Source organism: Limnospira sp. PMC 289.06, from assembly GCF_032350395.1.
GTDB lineage: Bacteria > Cyanobacteriota > Cyanobacteriia > Cyanobacteriales > Microcoleaceae > Limnospira > Limnospira platensis.
On sequence record NZ_JARPLC010000071.1, the window covers coordinates 1 to 18390 of the forward strand.

The 18390-nt window shown below is 45.2% G+C and carries 12 protein-coding genes (1 of these 12 only partly in view); 9 read left to right on the top strand and 3 right to left on the bottom strand.

Translation table 11 applies throughout. The features are described from left to right. Positions 1-113: 113 nt before the first annotated feature. Positions 114-3722, bottom strand: coding sequence for a Yip1 family protein (locus P5674_RS15005; protein WP_006617233.1), 3609 nt, complete (start codon positions 3720-3722; stop codon positions 114-116). Between the two features lie 104 nt (positions 3723-3826). Between P5674_RS15005 and P5674_RS15010 the strand changes: the two genes are divergently transcribed. From P5674_RS15010 to P5674_RS15030, 5 genes are all read left to right on the top strand, one after another. After that, positions 3827-5209: a folate/biopterin family MFS transporter gene (locus tag P5674_RS15010; RefSeq protein ID WP_315670072.1), complete on the top strand. Its 1383-nt coding sequence runs from the start codon at positions 3827-3829 to the stop codon at positions 5207-5209. A gap of 200 nt (positions 5210-5409) precedes the next feature. Continuing rightward, a complete protein-coding gene (locus tag P5674_RS15015; RefSeq protein WP_315670073.1) occupies positions 5410-6888 on the top strand; it encodes a carotenoid oxygenase family protein in 1479 nt (492 codons plus the stop codon). Between the two features lie 277 nt (positions 6889-7165). Further along, positions 7166-8332: a bifunctional diaminohydroxyphosphoribosylaminopyrimidine deaminase/5-amino-6-(5-phosphoribosylamino)uracil reductase RibD gene (gene ribD, locus P5674_RS15020; protein ID WP_006670283.1), complete on the top strand. Its 1167-nt coding sequence runs from the start codon at positions 7166-7168 to the stop codon at positions 8330-8332. Beyond that, the gene (locus P5674_RS15025; RefSeq protein ID WP_006621295.1) at positions 8329-8925 is read left to right on the top strand and encodes a hypothetical protein; all 597 of its coding nucleotides are present in this window, start codon (positions 8329-8331) and stop codon (positions 8923-8925) included. The genes ribD and P5674_RS15025 overlap by 4 nt, the downstream gene beginning before the upstream one ends. Before the next feature lie 123 nt (positions 8926-9048). Continuing rightward, complete coding sequence (locus P5674_RS15030) at positions 9049-10125, top strand: class I SAM-dependent methyltransferase (protein WP_006670284.1); 1077 nt, start codon at positions 9049-9051, stop codon at positions 10123-10125. A gap of 10 nt (positions 10126-10135) precedes the next feature. Here the strand turns inward: P5674_RS15030 and P5674_RS15035 are convergent, their stop codons facing one another. Further along, entirely contained in the window at positions 10136-10867 is a 732-nt protein-coding gene (locus tag P5674_RS15035; RefSeq protein WP_006621297.1) for an SH3 domain-containing protein, read from the bottom strand. A 207-nt stretch (positions 10868-11074) separates the two neighbouring features. On the opposite strand from P5674_RS15035, the gene P5674_RS15040 reads away from it, so the two are divergent. The 4 genes from P5674_RS15040 (at position 11075) to P5674_RS15055 (ending at position 15607) form a co-directional block, all read left to right on the top strand. Next, positions 11075-12469 carry an NACHT domain-containing protein gene (locus P5674_RS15040; RefSeq protein WP_315670074.1) on the top strand — a complete coding sequence of 465 codons (1395 nt, stop codon included), beginning with the start codon at positions 11075-11077 and terminating at the stop codon, positions 12467-12469. A 178-nt stretch (positions 12470-12647) separates the two neighbouring features. Continuing rightward, complete coding sequence (locus P5674_RS15045; protein WP_006617056.1) at positions 12648-13943, top strand: glucose-1-phosphate adenylyltransferase; 1296 nt, start codon at positions 12648-12650, stop codon at positions 13941-13943. An 86-nt stretch (positions 13944-14029) separates the two neighbouring features. Then, positions 14030-14494 (top strand): AAA family ATPase, encoded by a 465-nt coding sequence (locus P5674_RS15050; protein WP_006617055.1) that lies wholly within the window; start codon positions 14030-14032, stop codon positions 14492-14494. Positions 14495-14614: 120 nt separating this feature from the next. Continuing rightward, entirely contained in the window at positions 14615-15607 is a 993-nt protein-coding gene (locus P5674_RS15055; RefSeq protein ID WP_006617054.1) for a DnaJ C-terminal domain-containing protein, read from the top strand. Between the two features lie 367 nt (positions 15608-15974). On the opposite strand, the gene P5674_RS15060 is transcribed toward P5674_RS15055, so the two are convergent. Further along, on the bottom strand, positions 15975-18390 hold the 3' portion of the coding sequence (locus P5674_RS15060) for a Calx-beta domain-containing protein (protein WP_315670075.1). It continues 2087 nt past the right edge of the window; the window shows 2416 of its 4503 coding nt (coding positions 2088-4503); its start codon lies off the right edge, out of view — the gene reads right to left on this strand; the stop codon is at positions 15975-15977.

The following is an 18390-nucleotide window of genomic DNA, read 5'->3' on the forward strand; positions in this document are numbered from 1 at the left end:
GCTGCGCTACACCCAACCTACTTCTGGGAAAATGTGAAGACATATATATGGGTTTGGGGAGGGGTTCAGTCTCCCCAGGTAAAATCACCAGACGGAGAGACCGAATCAACTACCTAAGACCAATTCTTTTTAGCGGGTTTAATTTGAGGGACTCCCAATCGAAAATCTGTAGGTGCGACTGGTTCAATGTCCGGGTCAAAACCACCTACTTGATTAGTCATCAGTATCCATAAATCAGCCCCAAATTGCAGGAAAATCATCGCTATTTGGTCATGAACCCAACGAGGTAGAAGAGTCCGCCAACTAGACAAAGCTTTAATCAGAGTATCGCCGGGATTTTCCACAGTCAAATCACCCAATTTGGGCGCATTAAATCGCCAGTCTGGGCGTACCTTTCCCATAGGGGTTAAATAATGTTCTAGGGTATTCAGTAAATCTGCTAACTGTTGGAAACGGAGAGTTTGTTCATGATCAGGATGTTCTCGCAACCATTTAATAATGAGGGGATTTAATTCTAACTCAGCTAAAATTCGCCGCAGAGAAGAATATAAGGCTTGGCTAGAGTCCTGACAACAGGAATTAACCGGACTAACAAAAGTATTTCCGGTTCCGTCTCCGACGCGATAACGCGCCGCCATAATATCCAATTCCTGAATAACCGCAGTTAGGGGGGAGAATTTGATGCCATCAAAATCATAATCTTCGGTGAGGGGGCTAAACTTAATTAGAGTTTCGCATAATGGTCGCACACCCAACCATCCCCATTGACGATCGCCTCCATAATGTTCCCAAGCATTCGCCCCAGAAACAATACCATCAGTATTATTAGTGTAAATTTGTCGGTACTCCATCGCAAAACGTAACTCCCCCGTCAAAGGGTCTCGTTTTACCGTAGCCACCCCAAAAGCAAAATGCCCAAAATAGATCTTCATTGACGCTAATTCCGCCTTATTTCCGCCAATACCTCCAAACAGGTGCATCATCAAAGCCCGATCGCCTTCTCGCCATTGAGAAATCGCCTGAGTATTATCTTGACCCTCATTGTGCGGAGATAATAACACATTTTTAATCTGCCCCTTTTCCGCCTTCAAATTCCCCAAATAATCACGCCTCAAGTAATCCAAGCATGGCGACAGACCATGAATCACCCGTTGAGGACTTAGGCGCAACATTTCCCGAGGTGCGATCGCCTGTACCGTAAACCGACCCTGCTTATTTCTCGCCCCATAAATATACCATCCCCCCTCATTAACCGGAGACTCTTCCACCCCCTGATTATTAAAAGAATAAACCCCATTACGATTGGGAATGACCGTCGGCATATAAACTATCTCATCATCCCCATCAAAATCCCCTGTAGACGGGTTAAAATGCCGAACTTGAAACAGGTCATTACCCAAGTTTTTGACAAACCTCACAACCCCATAAAACTGCCCCGAAATTTGCATCGGTTCCCGTTGAATATACACCACCGGAACACCCTCCCCAGTATCCCTAATTACCACTGGTTCAGGAAGTGCCACAATCATATCATCATCAGGTCTCGCCCCCGCCAAAGACTCCAAAGGATCCACATTTTCCCAGCCATCAAGTCGGTGAGGGTGAACCTTTCCCTGTCGTTCACTAAGGCGCGCTTGTTCCGAGAAATTAACATCCATTTTTAACAATTTCGAGTAATTTTGAACCCACTGTTCATCACTCCAGCGTAAAATTACTACCTGTCCGATGCGATGTTGATTTTCAGGGTCAGCATGATAAATTTCCAGCCGTACCCCTTTCAGGCTTTCCCGTTCATCTGGACTTGGTAAAATTAACCGACCTATCCAAGTATAATTAGGGTGATATAAATCGGTATTTAACCTTTGTTGAATTGGATAATAACCCACTTGATTAAATAACCCCTGCTTGTAGCGTTCATATTCGCTAATGGTGATAAACTTCTCCGGGTCTAATCCCGTGAGTTCCCAATTTTGACAGAGAATCCCCGTAATAATTTGCACCGTCTGTTCCAGGTGCGTCCGTCCGTCCGGTAACAGCGCATCCCCCATGGGTCCATCATCGCCATTATGACCTACTGGACCCAAAGAAATCAAGATAATTCTGCCCCGTCTTTTGGCGCGATTCCAATTAGAAAGAACCGAAATCGGCCAGCGTCCTGAAAACATAATCGGACCGAGTTTTTCTACATGATCTTTTTCCCCCACCAGGTGATAGAGTCGTTCAATCACCATAGCCCCGGTATTCCCACTAATTACCCCCGCTAAAGAAATCACCTCAATGGGGGCATTAATATTGTATTTGAGGAAACTGACCGCACCCATAGACATCTGACCACCCCCACTGTAACCAATCAAAGTAATCGGTTTACCACTACCGAGGGGATAGCCAAAGCTAATTAGACTATCATAAATTACTTGAGCTAATCCTTGGTTTTGAATCGGACCATAGCGTGGGTCGGCGGCGATCGCCACAGAAACCACATTGCGGAAATTGATAATAAAAGCGATCGGGTTAGCCGGATTTTTCAGGGATATTGATTCAATGATTTGCCAAATAAACGATAGGGGACGGTCTGAAGTTAGCGGTTTATTCGTCACACTATAAGGCATGATTCCCTTGACGATGAGAATATCATCAGGTAACGACTCAGCCAGCTTGTTGAACATATTTTCAACTTGCGGGAGGTATTCATGGGAACCTTGATTGATACCATCTAGGTACATCACATAACGGGAAATGCTGTTGGGGTTCTCGATTTCTTTGATCGGGGTTCCTGTATATTTCAGGGTGCGATCGCCATACCATCCCGCCCACCAACTTAGGGCTTCTAGGGGAGTTAGGAATATCGAAAAGAATAGCGCGATCAAGCTAATAGTCGTCAGGTCGATCGCTAATTGCAAAGTTTGTTCTAACGCATTGTACCAACGACTAAACCAACCTGGGGACTGGGAGGAAATTAACACAAACACGAAAAACGCCGTTAACCCTAATGCGATTAATTTGATCGCCCGGTTGCGTTTGATAGTTTCTGGACTGTGGCGCGTCGCAGCATCCAGTATTACTTCATTACCTACATCATCGATCGTTTCTATGTTACCTGACATCACCATTTGTGTCAGTTGTTGGCGATCGGTTACTACCTCGGTTCCCGCCACTAGGTTAGTTAACTGTTGACCCAGAATCATCAACGGACTCCCGATCGTTCGTTGTAATATCTGCAATAGCACCCAGCCTAACCCTACCGACGAAAAAGTAGCCCACGTATCAAGATTGGTTACTACTTTAATCGCCGTTACTTCCGCTAGTAATGACCAAATCGACAGAAATACACCAATGGGAATGCCAAGATACGGAAGACCCACTATAAATCGTAAAATTTGCGGCGCGTAGCTTAATCCTAGGGTCGTAATCGTTGATTGCAGGTTCAGTCCACTATTAAATATCGCATTGTGAACTAGCCAAATACTCCCAGCCCAAAACCAAAACGTGAACACAAACAAAATCGCCGCCATTCCTAAACTCAGCAAAAATCGGAAGGGTCGGACTCGGTTAATAAATAAAACAATCGATTGACCTATAGCCTGAGATAGTCCCGCCACTAACACTATTGTTAGGGCTAGTCCTCTACCTAGGGGTAGGATATTAATTTCTACAAAAGCATCTGCATTCAGGGACAGCGCCCCTAAGATTAGATGCCACCACTGGTCAAATGCTGTTTCCATAGTGATTTATACTGCCTAGACTTAAAGCGATCGCATCATTGTGTCGTTTTTGATTGAACTCGCTATGATATCAATATTGAAATTTCTTAACTTTTGTTTACAAAATGCAATTATCCCCAGTTGGCTTTGGCAACACCAAGGCATGGCTCAAGAAGCATATACTATTTGGCAATGAACCCAACCCAGAATTGCTCGCCATTCTGACCGTGTACTTTGTACAAGGGATTTTGGGCCTCTCCCGTCTCGCCGTTAGCTTCTTCCTCAAAGATGATTTGGGCATGAGTCCCGCCGAAACCGCCGCCCTATTCGGAATAGTCTCTATTCCCTGGGTCATTAAACCCCTATTCGGCTTTATGTCCGACGGGTTGCCAATTTTTGGATATCGCCGCCGACCCTATTTAATCCTATCCGGCTTAATGGGGACTTTCTCCTGGGTTTACCTAGCCACCCTCGTTCATCATCCCATTACCGCGACAATTGCGATCGCCCTTAATTCCCTATCCGTAGCTATCAGCGATGTGATTGTAGACTCCTTAGTTGTAGAAAGGGCGCGAAACGAGTCTATCAGCAATATCGGTTCCCTTCAATCCCTCTGTTGGGCTTCCTCAGCCCTGGGGGGGTTAATTACCGCCTACCTCAGCGGCTATCTCCTGGAAATCTTTACCTCCGAAACAGTTTTCCTCATTACCGCTACCTTTCCCCTATTGGTGATGGTTGTCGCATGGGCGATCGCTGAAGATAAAATTACTAACATCTCCAATTGGCAAACCGTCAAACACCAAGTCCAACAACTGCGGGCTGCCATCACCCAAAAATCCATCTGGCTACCCACTGCCTTTATCTTCTTGTGGCAAGCTACCCCCACCGCCGACTCAGCCTTTTTCTATTTCACCACCAACGAATTAGGATTTCAACCAGAGTTTTTAGGACGAGTCCGCCTAGTTACCAGTATCGCCGCCCTCCTCGGTATTTGGTTATTTCAGCGATTCTTTAAATCTGTCCCCTTCCGTAAAATCTTCCTAGTCTCAACCCTTCTCTCCGCCGCCCTCGGTATGACCATGTTACTCCTAGTTACCCACACCAACCGCGCCCTAGGAATAGACGACCACTGGTTTAGCCTCGGAGATAGTCTCATCCTCACCGTAGCCGGAGAAATCGCCTATATGCCTGTTTTAGTCCTCGCCGCCCGCCTATGTCCCCCCGGTGTAGAAGCCACTCTTTTCGCCCTATTAATGTCCATCTCTAACCTTTCCCGACTCCTATCCCACGAGTCTGGCGCACTTCTCACCCACTTATTAGGAGTCACCGAGACTAACTTCGATAAATTATGGTTGTTAGTCATTATCACTAACTTAACTACCCTTTTACCATTACCCCTAATTCGCTGGCTACCATCTACCACCGCCGAAACTAACACCCATAACATCCATTCACCCAACCTAGAATCAACCGCAGAATTAGTCCCCGAATTAGTCACCACCGATTAATTAATAACTGGGAATCGGTAATCAATCCCCCTTTCCGACTCCCTCCCCCTCACCTAATCGGCGGGATTTATGCCTGCTATTCTCAACCTATCTTGACCTATCACACATCTTGATATATACTAAATATATCTACTAACTGATGTCTGATATCAATTAACCATAATTTCTCAGTTAATCACCTTAAACCAAATCATTGAATCATGCAAAATACCATATCTGAACCCTCCCAAAATCAACTATCATATAACCCCCAAGAATGGCAAAAAGGCTATTTGTCTCAACCCAATGAATACAACTATACCATCACCAATATTGATGGAGAAATCCCCCCAGACCTGAAAGGAACCCTATTCCGTAACGGTCCCGGTTTATTAGATATCGGTGGCTTACCCATTCATCACCCCTTTGATGGAGATGGCATGATTTCCGCTATCCGTTTTCAGGACGGACAAGCACACTATCAAAATCGCTATGTCCGCACCCAAGGCTATATAGACGAACAACAAGCCAAAACTATTCTTTATCGCGGTGTATTTGGAACCCAAAAGCCCGGCGGTTTTCTCCACAACGCCTTTGACCTGCGGATTAAAAATATTGCCAATACTCAAGTCATTTATTGGGGTGGTAAATTACTCGCCTTATGGGAAGCAGACCTACCCTATCATCTCAACCATGAAACCTTAGAAACTATTGGGCTAGATAACCTTAACGGTATCCTCGAACCCGGAGAATCTTTCGCCGCCCACCCCCGCATTGACCCCAGTTCTAAGTTTAATGGCGGTTCCCCAAGTTTAGTTAATTTTTCCATTAAACCAGGACTATCAACCACTATCCGTATTTATGAACTCGACAGCCATGGTAGCCTCCTACAAAAATACGCCCATACAGTCCCCGGATTTGCCTTTATCCATGATTTTGCCATCACCCCTAACTACTGTATTTTCTTCCAAAATCCTGTAAAATTTAATCCCCTTCCTTATCTGTTTGGACTCTGTGGCGCAGGACAATGTGTGCATTTTCAAACTAATCAACCTACCCGCATCATTGTTATTCCTCGTGACCCCGCACAACGACAAAATATCCGACATTTTGACGCTCAATCTGGCTTTGTTTTCCATCATGCTAATGCTTTTGAACAGGAAAATAAGATTGGCGTTGATTCTATATGTTACCAATCTTTACCAGGGGTTGACCCACAAGCTAATTTTCGCGATACTGATTTTAATGCCTTAGAACCTGGTCAACTCTGGCGGTTTACCCTTGACCTCACTACCGGACAGGTTCAGCGTCAATTAATAGAATCTCGCTGTTGTGAGTTTCCTACTACTCACCCTAATTCTGTCGGTCGCCCTTACCGATATCTCTACTCCGCCGCCGCCCATAATAGCCAGGGAAATGCACCCCTTCAGGCGATTATTAAGTTTGACCTGGAAACCGGTTTGCGTCAACTTTGGACTGCTGCACCACACGGCTTTACCGGAGAACCTGTCTTTGTTCCCCGTCCTCATGCTACCTCCGAAGATGATGGCTGGTTATTGACTCTCGTTTATAATGCACAACACCATCGCTCAGATGTCGTTATTTTGGATGCGAAAAACCTTGAAAAAAATGCGATCGCTACCTTACACCTTCAACACCATATCCCCTATGGCTTACATGGGACCTTCGCCAACATTTAACTGACTTAACATTGGGGCAGCTTTTTTGTATACAATCTTCTTGCCCCCTTCTGGCTCGCCTAATGTTAACTTTTGTAAAAAAAATTAAGTTTTGTTGCAAAAAATTTTTTTTTGGGGAGGGGGGTTGCTTTTTCGCGGCACTTGCGCTACACTTTTAATATAATGGGATAGTTGCAAAATTTTTATTTTAGGCAGTGCTCCATTATTAAACTTAATACAAATATACTATCATTAATCCTGAGCCCCTGTCAACCCCTTTAACAAAAATTGTCGGCTGATGAATTTACCAAATGCTCAATCTGTCTCAGAATTTGACCGCCAGATGATGCGTAATTGTCTAAATCTGGCAAAGGAAGGGCTAGGAAAAACGGCACCAAATCCCCTAGTAGGTTGTGTGATTGTCCGTGATGACCAAATTATCGGGGAGGGATTTCACCCCGGACCAGGACAACCCCATGCAGAAATTTTCGCCTTGCGGTCTGCGGGAGAATTAGCCAGGGGAGCGACAGTATATGTGAACCTAGAACCGTGTAACCATTACGGAAGAACTCCCCCCTGTAGCGAAGCGTTAATTAAAGCAGGAGTTGCTAAAGTAGTGGCGGGAATGGTGGATCCGAATCCTCTGGTAGGTGGACAGGGAATTGCTAAACTGCGCCAAGCCGGAATAGAAGTAATTGTGGGAGTAGAAGAATCAGCCTGTTTAAAATTAAACGAAGCATTTGTTCATCGGATTATTTATAAACAAACCTTTGGTATATTGAAATACGCCATGACCCTGGATGGGAAAATAGCCACAGATACAGGTCATAGTGCTTGGGTAACAGGTGCGATCGCTCGCCAGGAAGTCCACCGTCTACGGGTCGCCTGTGATGCGGTAATTGTGGGGGGAAATACGGTCAGGCGAGATAATCCTCACTTAACCACCCACGGTCAAGGGGAACCCAACCCGTTGCGGGTAGTCATGAGTCGTAGTTTAGATTTACCATCATCAGCGCGACTGTGGGACACTTCCGAGGCTGCTACCATAGTTTTTACAGAAGTTGGTTCCCGTCCCGATTTCCAAGAACACTTGCGGAAAAAGGGGGTAGAGGTGCTGGAATTTGCACCATTGACACCCGCTAAAGTTATGTCATATTTCTATGAGCGTCAATTTTTGTCCGTGCTATGGGAATGTGGGGGTCGTCTAGCCTCTGAAGCCATAACTCAGGGGTGCGTTCACAAGATTTTGGCGTTTATTGCTCCTAAAATTATTGGTGGACAGGCTGCACCCTCTCCGGTCGGTAATTTAGGCTTTAGTCAAATGACTGAAGCCTTATCCCTAGAAGCAGTAAGCCTGCGAGCGATCGGTTCAGATTACCTAATTGAGGGTTATTTGTCGAATGGCTGGTCTGGAGCCTTACCAGAGGCTTTTCAATTCCAGACTACAGGGAGTAAAGCCCTATGAATGAGGTGGTTATTTTAGGCTTGATGGTCAGCAGCCTCGGTGTGGAAGCCGTCCTCGCTGGAAGCTGGCTATGTCAATTGCAGGATGAACAACAACAAGAATATGAAGAGGAGGAAGAAATCTTGACTCATTATGATTCCGATAATCCTAACACCACCACTATTGCATCATCTCAATCTCAGATATCCTCCCCTAATCATCAAGACTGGGAATATAAAATTGTTCGCGCTCAAAGAGATTTATTTCGGAACCCTAAAACCTTTGAAAAACTTTGTCAGGAAGAGGCGATCGCTGGTTGGGTAATGGTGGAAAAACTAGACGATCGCCGCATTCGCTTTCGTCGTCCTAGCAATTACCAACCATCCCAGTCAGATCAGGTAGCCTTGATTGACCCCTATCGGTCTTCCTATGGGTCTAGTTTTAACTTGATGGGTTTACTAACAGGTTTCGCCTTTTTAATCGCCATTATTCTCCCCGCTTATTTGGGATATATATTGGTATCAACCACCTTAAATACTCGGCTCCCAGAACTACCCATAACCCCCGAAATAACTGAAGATAATGAAAGTGAAGACATCGAAATCCCCAGATAAATCCTATAGATACCATCAGAGTTTAGCACCCCATTAAGTTTATACTTTCGATTTCTGAGAAAATGCGATAATTGGTCTATTCTGCTGTAGGATAGACCATTATTCTATAGTGTTCATCTGGTTATGACTGCAACTAAAAGCCTCGAAACCCTTGGCTGTCTTGGTCAAGTTACCTTAGAAGGTGATCTGGTACGCCTTAAAGGTTGGTCTGCTTCCTGGGGAGGTGGTCCCGTCCTGGATTTTCGTATTAATATTGGTGGCTTAGATGTTCCTGAGTTTCGGGTAGAGAAAGGGTTAATTAGTCAGGATGTCCAACAGTTATTTCCTAGTTTAGATCACGCTGACCAGGCTAGATTTTTAATTTATATCCCCCTAAGTTGGATTCAACAAACAGGTTTATTCAATAGTTTGGTAAGGCTAACTCCTATATTTGCATCGGGAGAAGGTGATGTTTTATTTGGGTTCTTGGAACCTTCGCTTCCGGTTCCCGAAAAAAGCGATCGGGTTGGGGTCGGTGGTAGTTTTAAGTTTGTGGCGGCGGACTTTTTAGGACACTTTGTTAATAAAGCCAATTTACAACCAGCAGAGGCGGTTCTTGATGCGGGTTGCGGGGTCGGTCGCATCGCTTATGGTTTGGCTTATTATCTCAACTCTCAAGCCTCTTATCACGGGTTTGATATTGTTCCCCATTGGATTGATTGGTGTCAGCAAGTGATTAGTGCTACCCGTCCTAATTTTCATTTTGAATGTGCGGATTTATACAGCGATCGCTATAATCCCACTGGCAAAACTCCCGCCGAAAATTTTGTGTTTCCCTACCCTAATAACCAATTTAATTTTGTGCTGTTAACTTCCGTTTTTACCCATTTATATGCAGCCGCCAGTCGGAATTATTTACAACAGATAGCGCGAGTGTTAAAGCCGGGTGGTAGGTGTTTATGCACGTTTTTTCTATTAAATGATGAAACCGAATCCTTGATTAAATCCGGTCGCAGTTCCCGGAATTTTGCCTATGCTGTCGGCGAAAGTTTTATCGATGATCCTGATAATCCCGAAGATGCGATCGCACATCCCGAAGCATTAGTAATGGATTGGATTAAGGATTCTGGTCTATCAGTACAACGCCAAGATTATGGGATGTGGTGTCGTCGGAGTCGTTCCGCTAGTTATCAGGATATGTTGGTGTTGTGCAAAAATTAAAGCATTTACCTCATTCTAATCTCACCAAAAACTCATAGGTAAAACCTCGGAAATTCGAGTCAAGCTCGAAAGTATAGGTTCCCGATTCCGGAATCATTCCCGTCCATTCCGTTAGGTCATCATTAGCATTAACATCATCCCCTAAAAGTTGACCATCTGGAGTGATAATATAGGGGAAAATAGAGTTTTCCGCCGTAACTGTCAGGGTTTGACCTGCTTCAGCTTCCAAGGTATAGCTATGGCTACCACCGCCAATAATTTCACCTTGGATAATAGCTGAATTACCACCCGGTAAAAATTGAATCGGTTGGCGGACATTCGGACAACTGCTATGGGTTCGGTTTTTAGCAACCCATCCCGGAACCGGATCGCTAATTTCTAGCCAACCGTCTTGCTCATTTACTACCGAAATAAAAGTATTATTGGGTAGTTGACCAACAATGTTACCTTCCTGAACTTGAGGCGCGCGCCGTACATTTAAAGGAGGGTCAGGGTCTTGGACAATTGCCATAGTAATCTCGCAGCCAGTTGTCGGGGGTCTCACCACAATTGGTGGCGACTCTATAACCCCAGGTGCTTGACTTGGCGCACTAGGAACCGGGGAATCAGTAACTGTTCCTTGAGGTGAGGCGGCGGGAGTTTCCTGTGAAGATCGCCACTGAATAGCGATCGCTGCTACTATAACTGCTGTCACCAGTCCGGCTACACTGGCAACTATCAATTGCTTGGGTTTGAAGGACATGGGACAGACCTCGCTGGTAGACAAAAATCATCTTCAAAAATTGCAGAGTTCCCAATTCCAAATATATCAAAACTTACCCCCTCTTCCCCAATCCTTCAGGACTCTAACCTAAAACTTAACATGATAATTATCCCTAAAGTCATAGTTCAGTGTATTTTTAACATAACCATTATTTCCTGTCCCGATCGCAAATCCTGACTCTATTCAATGCCTAGATTAACTGGTACTCGGGTACAAGTTCCCAAACGCCATCAATTACTCACCCAAGTTAAACAGGAGGTGAGACAATATCGGCTACAGTCTCCCCATCGCCATGTTCTCACCAAGTTAGCCCAGGAAAAACCCCCCCTACGCATGAGGCGCGCTTGGGATGTGGAAGTGAAAATAGGCAGCCGCCCTAGTGTGAAATTAGCAGCTAATGCCGGAATTATTGAAGTATTCGATCACATTGATGGCCGCCTGTTGATTTTGGGGGGGACTGGTTCCGGGAAAACTACCACCCTGGTGGGACTGGCTAAGGTCTTAGTAGAGAGAGCCTTATCTGATGAACATGAACCTATGCCGATTTGGCTCAATTTATCATCTTGGCGAGTTGAGCAACAGTCTATCTCCGATTGGATGGTAGAGCAAATGCACCTCAAATATGCGATCGCTCCCGAATCAGGACGCTACTGGATGGAACAACTCCAGATCCTCCCCTTATTGGATGGTTTCGATGAGGTCGAAGAACATCATAGGGAATCCTGTATTCAATATATTAATGATTTTTTAGACAGTCATCTCTCCCCCCTACATTTAGTAGTATCTAGCACCGTCAAATCCTATCATCCATGCCAGTCACGGTTGCAGCTAAATGGTGCAATATTATTACGTCCCTTGACTAATCGACAGATACACAAGTATTTAATGAATGCTAGAAGTCGGGAACTTTGGCATGACATCGAAGAAGAACCACAGTTATTAAAATTAGCCAAAAAGCCATTATTTTTAACAATGATGACCCTGGCCTATGAAAATATCTTAATCTCATCTTGGAAACATTTAAACACCATTGATGAGCAACAAGAGTATTTATTAAAAGCCTATCTGCGCCATCAAATTTCTACCTTACGCGATCGCCATCATAATAGTAATGCACCCAAAAACTACAGCTCCGAACAATTCCGCCACTGGTTGACAGAACTCGCCAAACGCCTCGAAAAAGAACAAACGCAAGATTTTATCCTCGATCGCATTCCCAAAACCTGGCTACATACCCCCGAACAAGAACGGGCCTATAATCTCGCCATGAAGATAGTCGAAAGTGGCATTTGGTGGTCAATTATAGCAGCGATGATCCTAGCAATCATTTGGCGATCGCTCCCACTGTTAATCGCCGCCATGATCCTCGGAATCATATTAGCCCTCACCTACCAAAGGTTGAGCTTAAAATTGGCGATCGAACGCCTGATATTGCGATTTGTCCTATGGGGAGAAGGAGATGCACCCTGGAACTATGCCCAATTTTTAAATGATGCCACCGGGTTACTGTTGCTCAGAAAAATTGGCTCACGCTACCAATTCATCCATCGCCTACTACAAAAACATCTTGGCAAAACCTAAACACTTCTCAAACAGGTGCGTCAGTAGTTGATTATGGCGTGATCATGACTATTTAGGCGGTCAGGCCAAGCCAACCAGACAGTCTATGGGCTAGTTTTAAACTTTGCTACTTGCCAAGATTGCCATCGAGTCGGACACTTAGACTTGGGAGAACTGATGCAGTCGAGAGGTAATTTAAGTGAAACAAGTATTAGCAGTAATTCTAGGTGGCGGTGCGGGCACCCGTTTGTACCCCCTAACCAAAATGCGAGCCAAACCCGCTGTTCCTTTAGCCGGTAAGTACCGTTTGATCGATATTCCGATCAGTAACTGTATAAACTCAGAAATTCTGAAAATCTATATCCTGACCCAATTTAACTCAGCATCCCTTAACCGTCATATTGCCCGAACCTACAACTTTTCTGGCTTTACAGATGGCTTTGCGGAAGTCCTCGCCGCACAACAAACCAGTGTCACTAACCCCCAATGGTTTCAGGGAACCGCTGATGCAGTGCGCCAATATCTATGGCTCATGGAAGAATGGGATGTTGAACATTTCCTGATTCTCTCCGGTGACCACCTGTACCGCATGGACTATCGGGATTTTGTCCAACGTCATATCGACACAGGGGCAGACATTACCCTATCAGTTTTACCCGTAGACGAAAAACGGGCTTCTTCTTTCGGCTTGATGAAGATTGACGAAAGCACTGGTCGGATTATCGATTTCAGCGAAAAACCCAAGGGAGAAGCCCTAAAACAAATGGCAGTGGATACTAGCACCTTGGGGTTATCCCCGGAAGAGGCAGCCGAATCCCCTTACATCGCTTCTATGGGCATCTACGTTTTTAAAAAGGATGTTTTATTTAAACTACTCAAGGATGCCCCAGATCAAACCGATTTTGGTAAGGAAGTGATTCCTGGTGCCGCTAAGGATCATAATGTTCAAGCCTATCTGTTTAACGATTACTGGGAAGATATCGGAACTATTGAAGCCTTTTTTGAAGCTAACTTGGCTTTGACTCAACAGCCACAACCTGCTTTTAGTTTCTACGACGAGAACGCTCCTATTTATACCCGTTCCCGCTACTTACCACCATCCAAGATGCTGGACTGTCAGATCACTGAATCTATTATTGCTGAGGGTTGCATTCTCAAGGAATGTCGCATTGATCATTCTGTGCTGGGGTTGCGCTCTCGTGTCGAGTCCGGTAGTCTCGTTGAAGACACCATGTTAATGGGGTCAGATTTCTATCAACCTTTTGCTGAACGTCAATATGGTTTAGAAAAAGGTAGCGTTCCTATCGGTATCGGTAACAACACTACTATCCGCCGGGCTATTGTCGATAAAAATGCTCGCATTGGTCGCCATGTCCAGATTATCAACAAGGACCATGTTCAGGAAGCAGAACGGGAAGAGGATGGCTTCTACATTCGCGGTGGAATAACCGTAATTTTGAAAAATGCCGTGATTCAAGATGGGACAATTATTTAGGTTTACCTTTTGGGTAGTTCTATGGTTGACTAAGGGAAAGGAGGCTATTTTAACCTTCCTATCATATAAACAATCTGCCCTAGTCCATGTCTAAAATTGTCTTGATTATAGGGCTTCCTGCTAGTGGGAAGTCCTTTATTGCTGAAAGGTTATCTCAAGGCTCGCGCTTTCAGCGCTGGGTCTCCACTGATAGAATTCGCCAGCGCTTATTTGGTGATGAGAGTGTTCAAGGACCTTGGTTGCAGATCTGGGCTCAGATTTGTGCGGAACTTGAACAGGCCGTTGCTGATATGGTTGATGTTATTTATGATGCTACTAATGCTCAACGCCGTCGCCGCCGAGATTTAATTGCTCAGGTCCGTGGCTTTGGTTTTCAGTCGGTGGGGGGATTATGGGTTAATACTCCCCTAGAGGTCTGTCTAGCACGCAATGAAAGGCGATCGCGCCAAGTTCCTCAAGGGGTGATTCTCCAAATGTATCGCCAACTTACAGACGCGCCTCCCAGCCTTAATGATGGTTTCGATCGCCTCATTGAGATTCAAAATATATAAATATGCTGCTTTTCCTAGCATCCTCTGCTAGGCTGGATCGAATTAGACTGGATTTTCAGACTCAAGTTATTGTGCGGACGCACCCAAAAGCACGAAATGAGAACAGTAGGAGAGTAGATAATGCCGACGACAGATTATAAAGATTACTATTCAGTTCTCGGCTTAACTAAAAATTCTAGCGCCGATGAGATTAAAAAAGCCTATCGCCGATTGGCTCGTAAATATCACCCAGATATGAATCCCGGTAATAAGGCTGCGGAGACCCGCTTTAAGGAGGTTAATGAGGCTTATGAGGTACTCTCTGACCCCGAAAAACGCCAAAAGTACGATCGCTTTGGTCAATATTGGCATCAAGCCGGAAACTCCGGTTGGTCTGGAACTACTAATAGCGCTAATAATCCTGATGTCGGTGGCTTTGATTTTAGCCAGTTTGCTAGTTTTGATGAGTTTATCAATAGTCTATTAGGACGCGCGCCGGGAAGTCCTGGGGGTGCCGGTCGTAGCTATTCCTATCGCACCAATCAGTCCAAATCACCCGGTTATGGTGGATTTGAGGATTTTACTTCTTCCTCTTCCTCTCATTCGGGTTCTAATCTTGAGACTAAGGTAACATTAACTCTTAGTGAAGCCTTCCACGGTACTCAGCGCCGCATAAGCGGTGGTGAGGTTTCGATTCCCCCTGGCGTGAAACCGGGAAGCAAGATTAGAATTCGGGGACAAGGACAGGTTGACCCCTACACCCAGCAACGGGGAGATTTATATTTGATTGTCGATATTCAACCCCACAGTTTTTTTAAGTTAGATGGCGATAATCTTACCTGCGAAATTCCCGTAACTCCTGATGAGTTGGTTTTGGGAGCTTCTATTCAGGTTCCTACTCCTGATGGTATGGTGAAAATGAATATTCCCCCTGGGCTTCGCTCTGGACAGTCTCTCCGACTTAAGGGGAAAGGTTGGCCGAAACCAAAGGGCGGCGGACGTGGTGATCAGTTTGTCAAGTTATTGGTAGTTCCACCTGATGAACTTACTGCGATCGAGCGTGAATATTATCAGAAAATTGCCGCTAATCGTACTTTTAATCCCCGTAGTAGTTTATCTTCCATCAGTCTTTAGATACTCAAAACTCTACAGCCTAAACTCGATTATAACTCGATTCTCTAAAGGCAAGGGACAACCGGGAAATTAATTAATAATTGTACTAACCATATCCCTCTGGGAGATGCTCACCCCCCCCCATATCAAGCCTAGGCTATGGGGGAATTGTTGACTATAGATGCGATCGCTTTTTCCATCAACTTACTTAACAGGAGGACAAGCAACACGCCGAATGTACCACAATTTAGGCAATTTGTCAATATATCATCTAACTTATATTATCGGTATATTATGGATAGTTTCGCCAGGTGAATGATGAGGGTGTCAGCCATTAATTAATAGTGCTGACATCACCTCATTTGTGCCCAATTTCACCTAATCTATACTAAACCCTCCAGGTAGCTAAGTAGGTATCATTTCCACCTAAAGCATTAGGGTTAATAGCTGCGGAAGTCGTGAAAACATCAGGTTGAGTAACCGTACCAAAAATCACAGCTTGACCATTGCGAACCGTAAAAGCATTAACAGTTCCCCTTGAGCCATTGTCACCAGGTTGGGTTAGTGGATTCCAGAATCTCCTGATTGTATAATCTGGAGAAAGTCCCAAAACCGCCATTTCTCCTAGGGTGTAGTTTCCTACTGGTTGACCGTTAATAGTTTTATCAGCGCGATTTTGGAGTTGGAATGCGGAAGCACCACCAATATAAACCTGTCCAAATTCATCAGCGGTAATAGAGTTAGGGTTAAAACTATTAGCACCAGTGGAAGTGCGGGTAACAATAAATTGACCGCGTTCGATATCTCCATTATTGGGGTCTATTTTAGCATGGAAAGTAAAGGACCCAGAACCCGCACCCGAAAAATTATTAAATTGATCAACATTCACCATAGTTGATAGGTTTTGGGTGATGTCTTGACCATCCCGCTGAAAGACGTTATTTCCGCCATCAGTTTTTCCGAGGAAATAGAGTCCGCCATCTTGTCCGAAGGTAATCCGTTCCCCACGGGTATCAGCACCTAAATTCTGTCCGGTGACTTCAGAGGCGCTATAATCCCAGGTATTCCAGAGTTGATTTAATCCGGTATCAAAGGCGCGTAAAAATGGGGTTTGTAAGTTGCTAGTTACTTGATTAAATCCGGTGACAAAAATGCGATCGCCATTGGGGTCAATAGCAATATCTGCGGGACGGATATCAGTTCCGGTCAGGGTAGTAGTAGCCAGTTGGGTTCCTGTCGCACTCCACAGAGTCACCGTATCGCTACTATTAGTTAGGGTAGCAATATTACCATTATTAGCAATCGAAACTCGGTCAAATATTCCCGTGTCTGACCACAAAATATTTGCAGCCGTACTATCATAAACCCGAATCCCAAAATCACCGACAGCAACTATTTCTCCACTATCGCGGTCTACATCAAGATGTCGAACATTTCCCCCTAAGTTGGTAATTGATAAAGGCTCTGTATTTCCATCCTCCAAGCGTTTAATCTGACCCACACCGTCAAAGTTTCCAGCAATGATAATAGCCGAATCTACAGGAGAAATAACCGCCGCACTAGCACTATCATTTCCAGGTGTTCCTAGATAAGTTGCGCTTTCCAGTTGCAGGTTATTGGTAGAGTCATTATCAACAATGAAGAGAGTAGCGCTTTCTTGGCTTCCCAACGTCGCACTTCCTGTCAGGTTACTCAGACTCAGAATCACCGTTTCTGTCGGTTCAAAGATGTCATCATCAATAATAGGAATGGTCACGGTTTTTGGTGTTGTATCTCCATCCCCAAAAGTCACCGTAATGGGACTATTGATATAATCTTCCCCAGCGGTAGCTGTTCCATCAGTGGGGATGACATCAACACTAATTTCTCCAAGACTTTCACCACTTCTTATTACAGTAATTTCGGAGATGGGTGTACCATCTTCATTAACACTGAAAATGGCATCACTAAATTCGATTACTGACGGCTCCACATCGTCATCAATAATACTCAAGATTATTGAATCGCGATCGCCTAAAGTTAAACCACCGGTAGGATTACTCAGCACAATCCTAAATTGTTCCGTATCTTCTACTTCATTATCATCGATAATCTGGATGTCAATATTTTGGATGGTTTCACCTGCTGAAAAAATTAGGGTTCCGCTACTAGCTATGTAATCCTCTCCGGCGATCGCTGTATCATCTACCGTCGCATAATCTACGGTTACTGTACTACTTGTGTCTCCCGTTCTTTCGACTGTAATTATAATATTACCGTCACTTTCAACAACTTCTATTTCCTCCATAGTAAACCCTACAACTGTAAGCTCCGGCTCAGGTTCCGGTTCAGGTTCCGGCTCCGGCTCAGGTTCAGGTTCAGGAGTCGGTTCCGGTTCGGGTTCCGGCTCCGGTTCGGGTTCCGGCTCCGGTTCGGGAGTCGGTTCGGGTTCCGGCTCCGGTTCAGGTTCCGGCTCCGGTTCAGGAGTCGGTTCAGGTTCAGGTTCCGGCTCCGGTTCAGGAGTCGGTTCAGGTTCAGGTTCCGGCTCCGGTTCAGGAGTCGGCTCCGGTTCAGGAGTCGGTTCGGGTTCAGGTTCGGGTTCAGGTTCAGGTTCCGGCTCCGGTTCAGGAGTCGGTTCGGGTTCAGGTTCAGGAGTCGGTTCAGGAGTCGGTTCGGGTTCCGGCTCCGGTTCGGGTTCCGGTTCAGGAGTCGGTTCAGGAGTCGGTTCAGGAGTCGGTTCGGGTTCAGGTTCAGGAGTCGGTTCAGGAGTCGGCTCCGGTTCAGGAGTCGGTTCGGGTTCAGGTTCAGGAGTCGGTTCAGGAGTC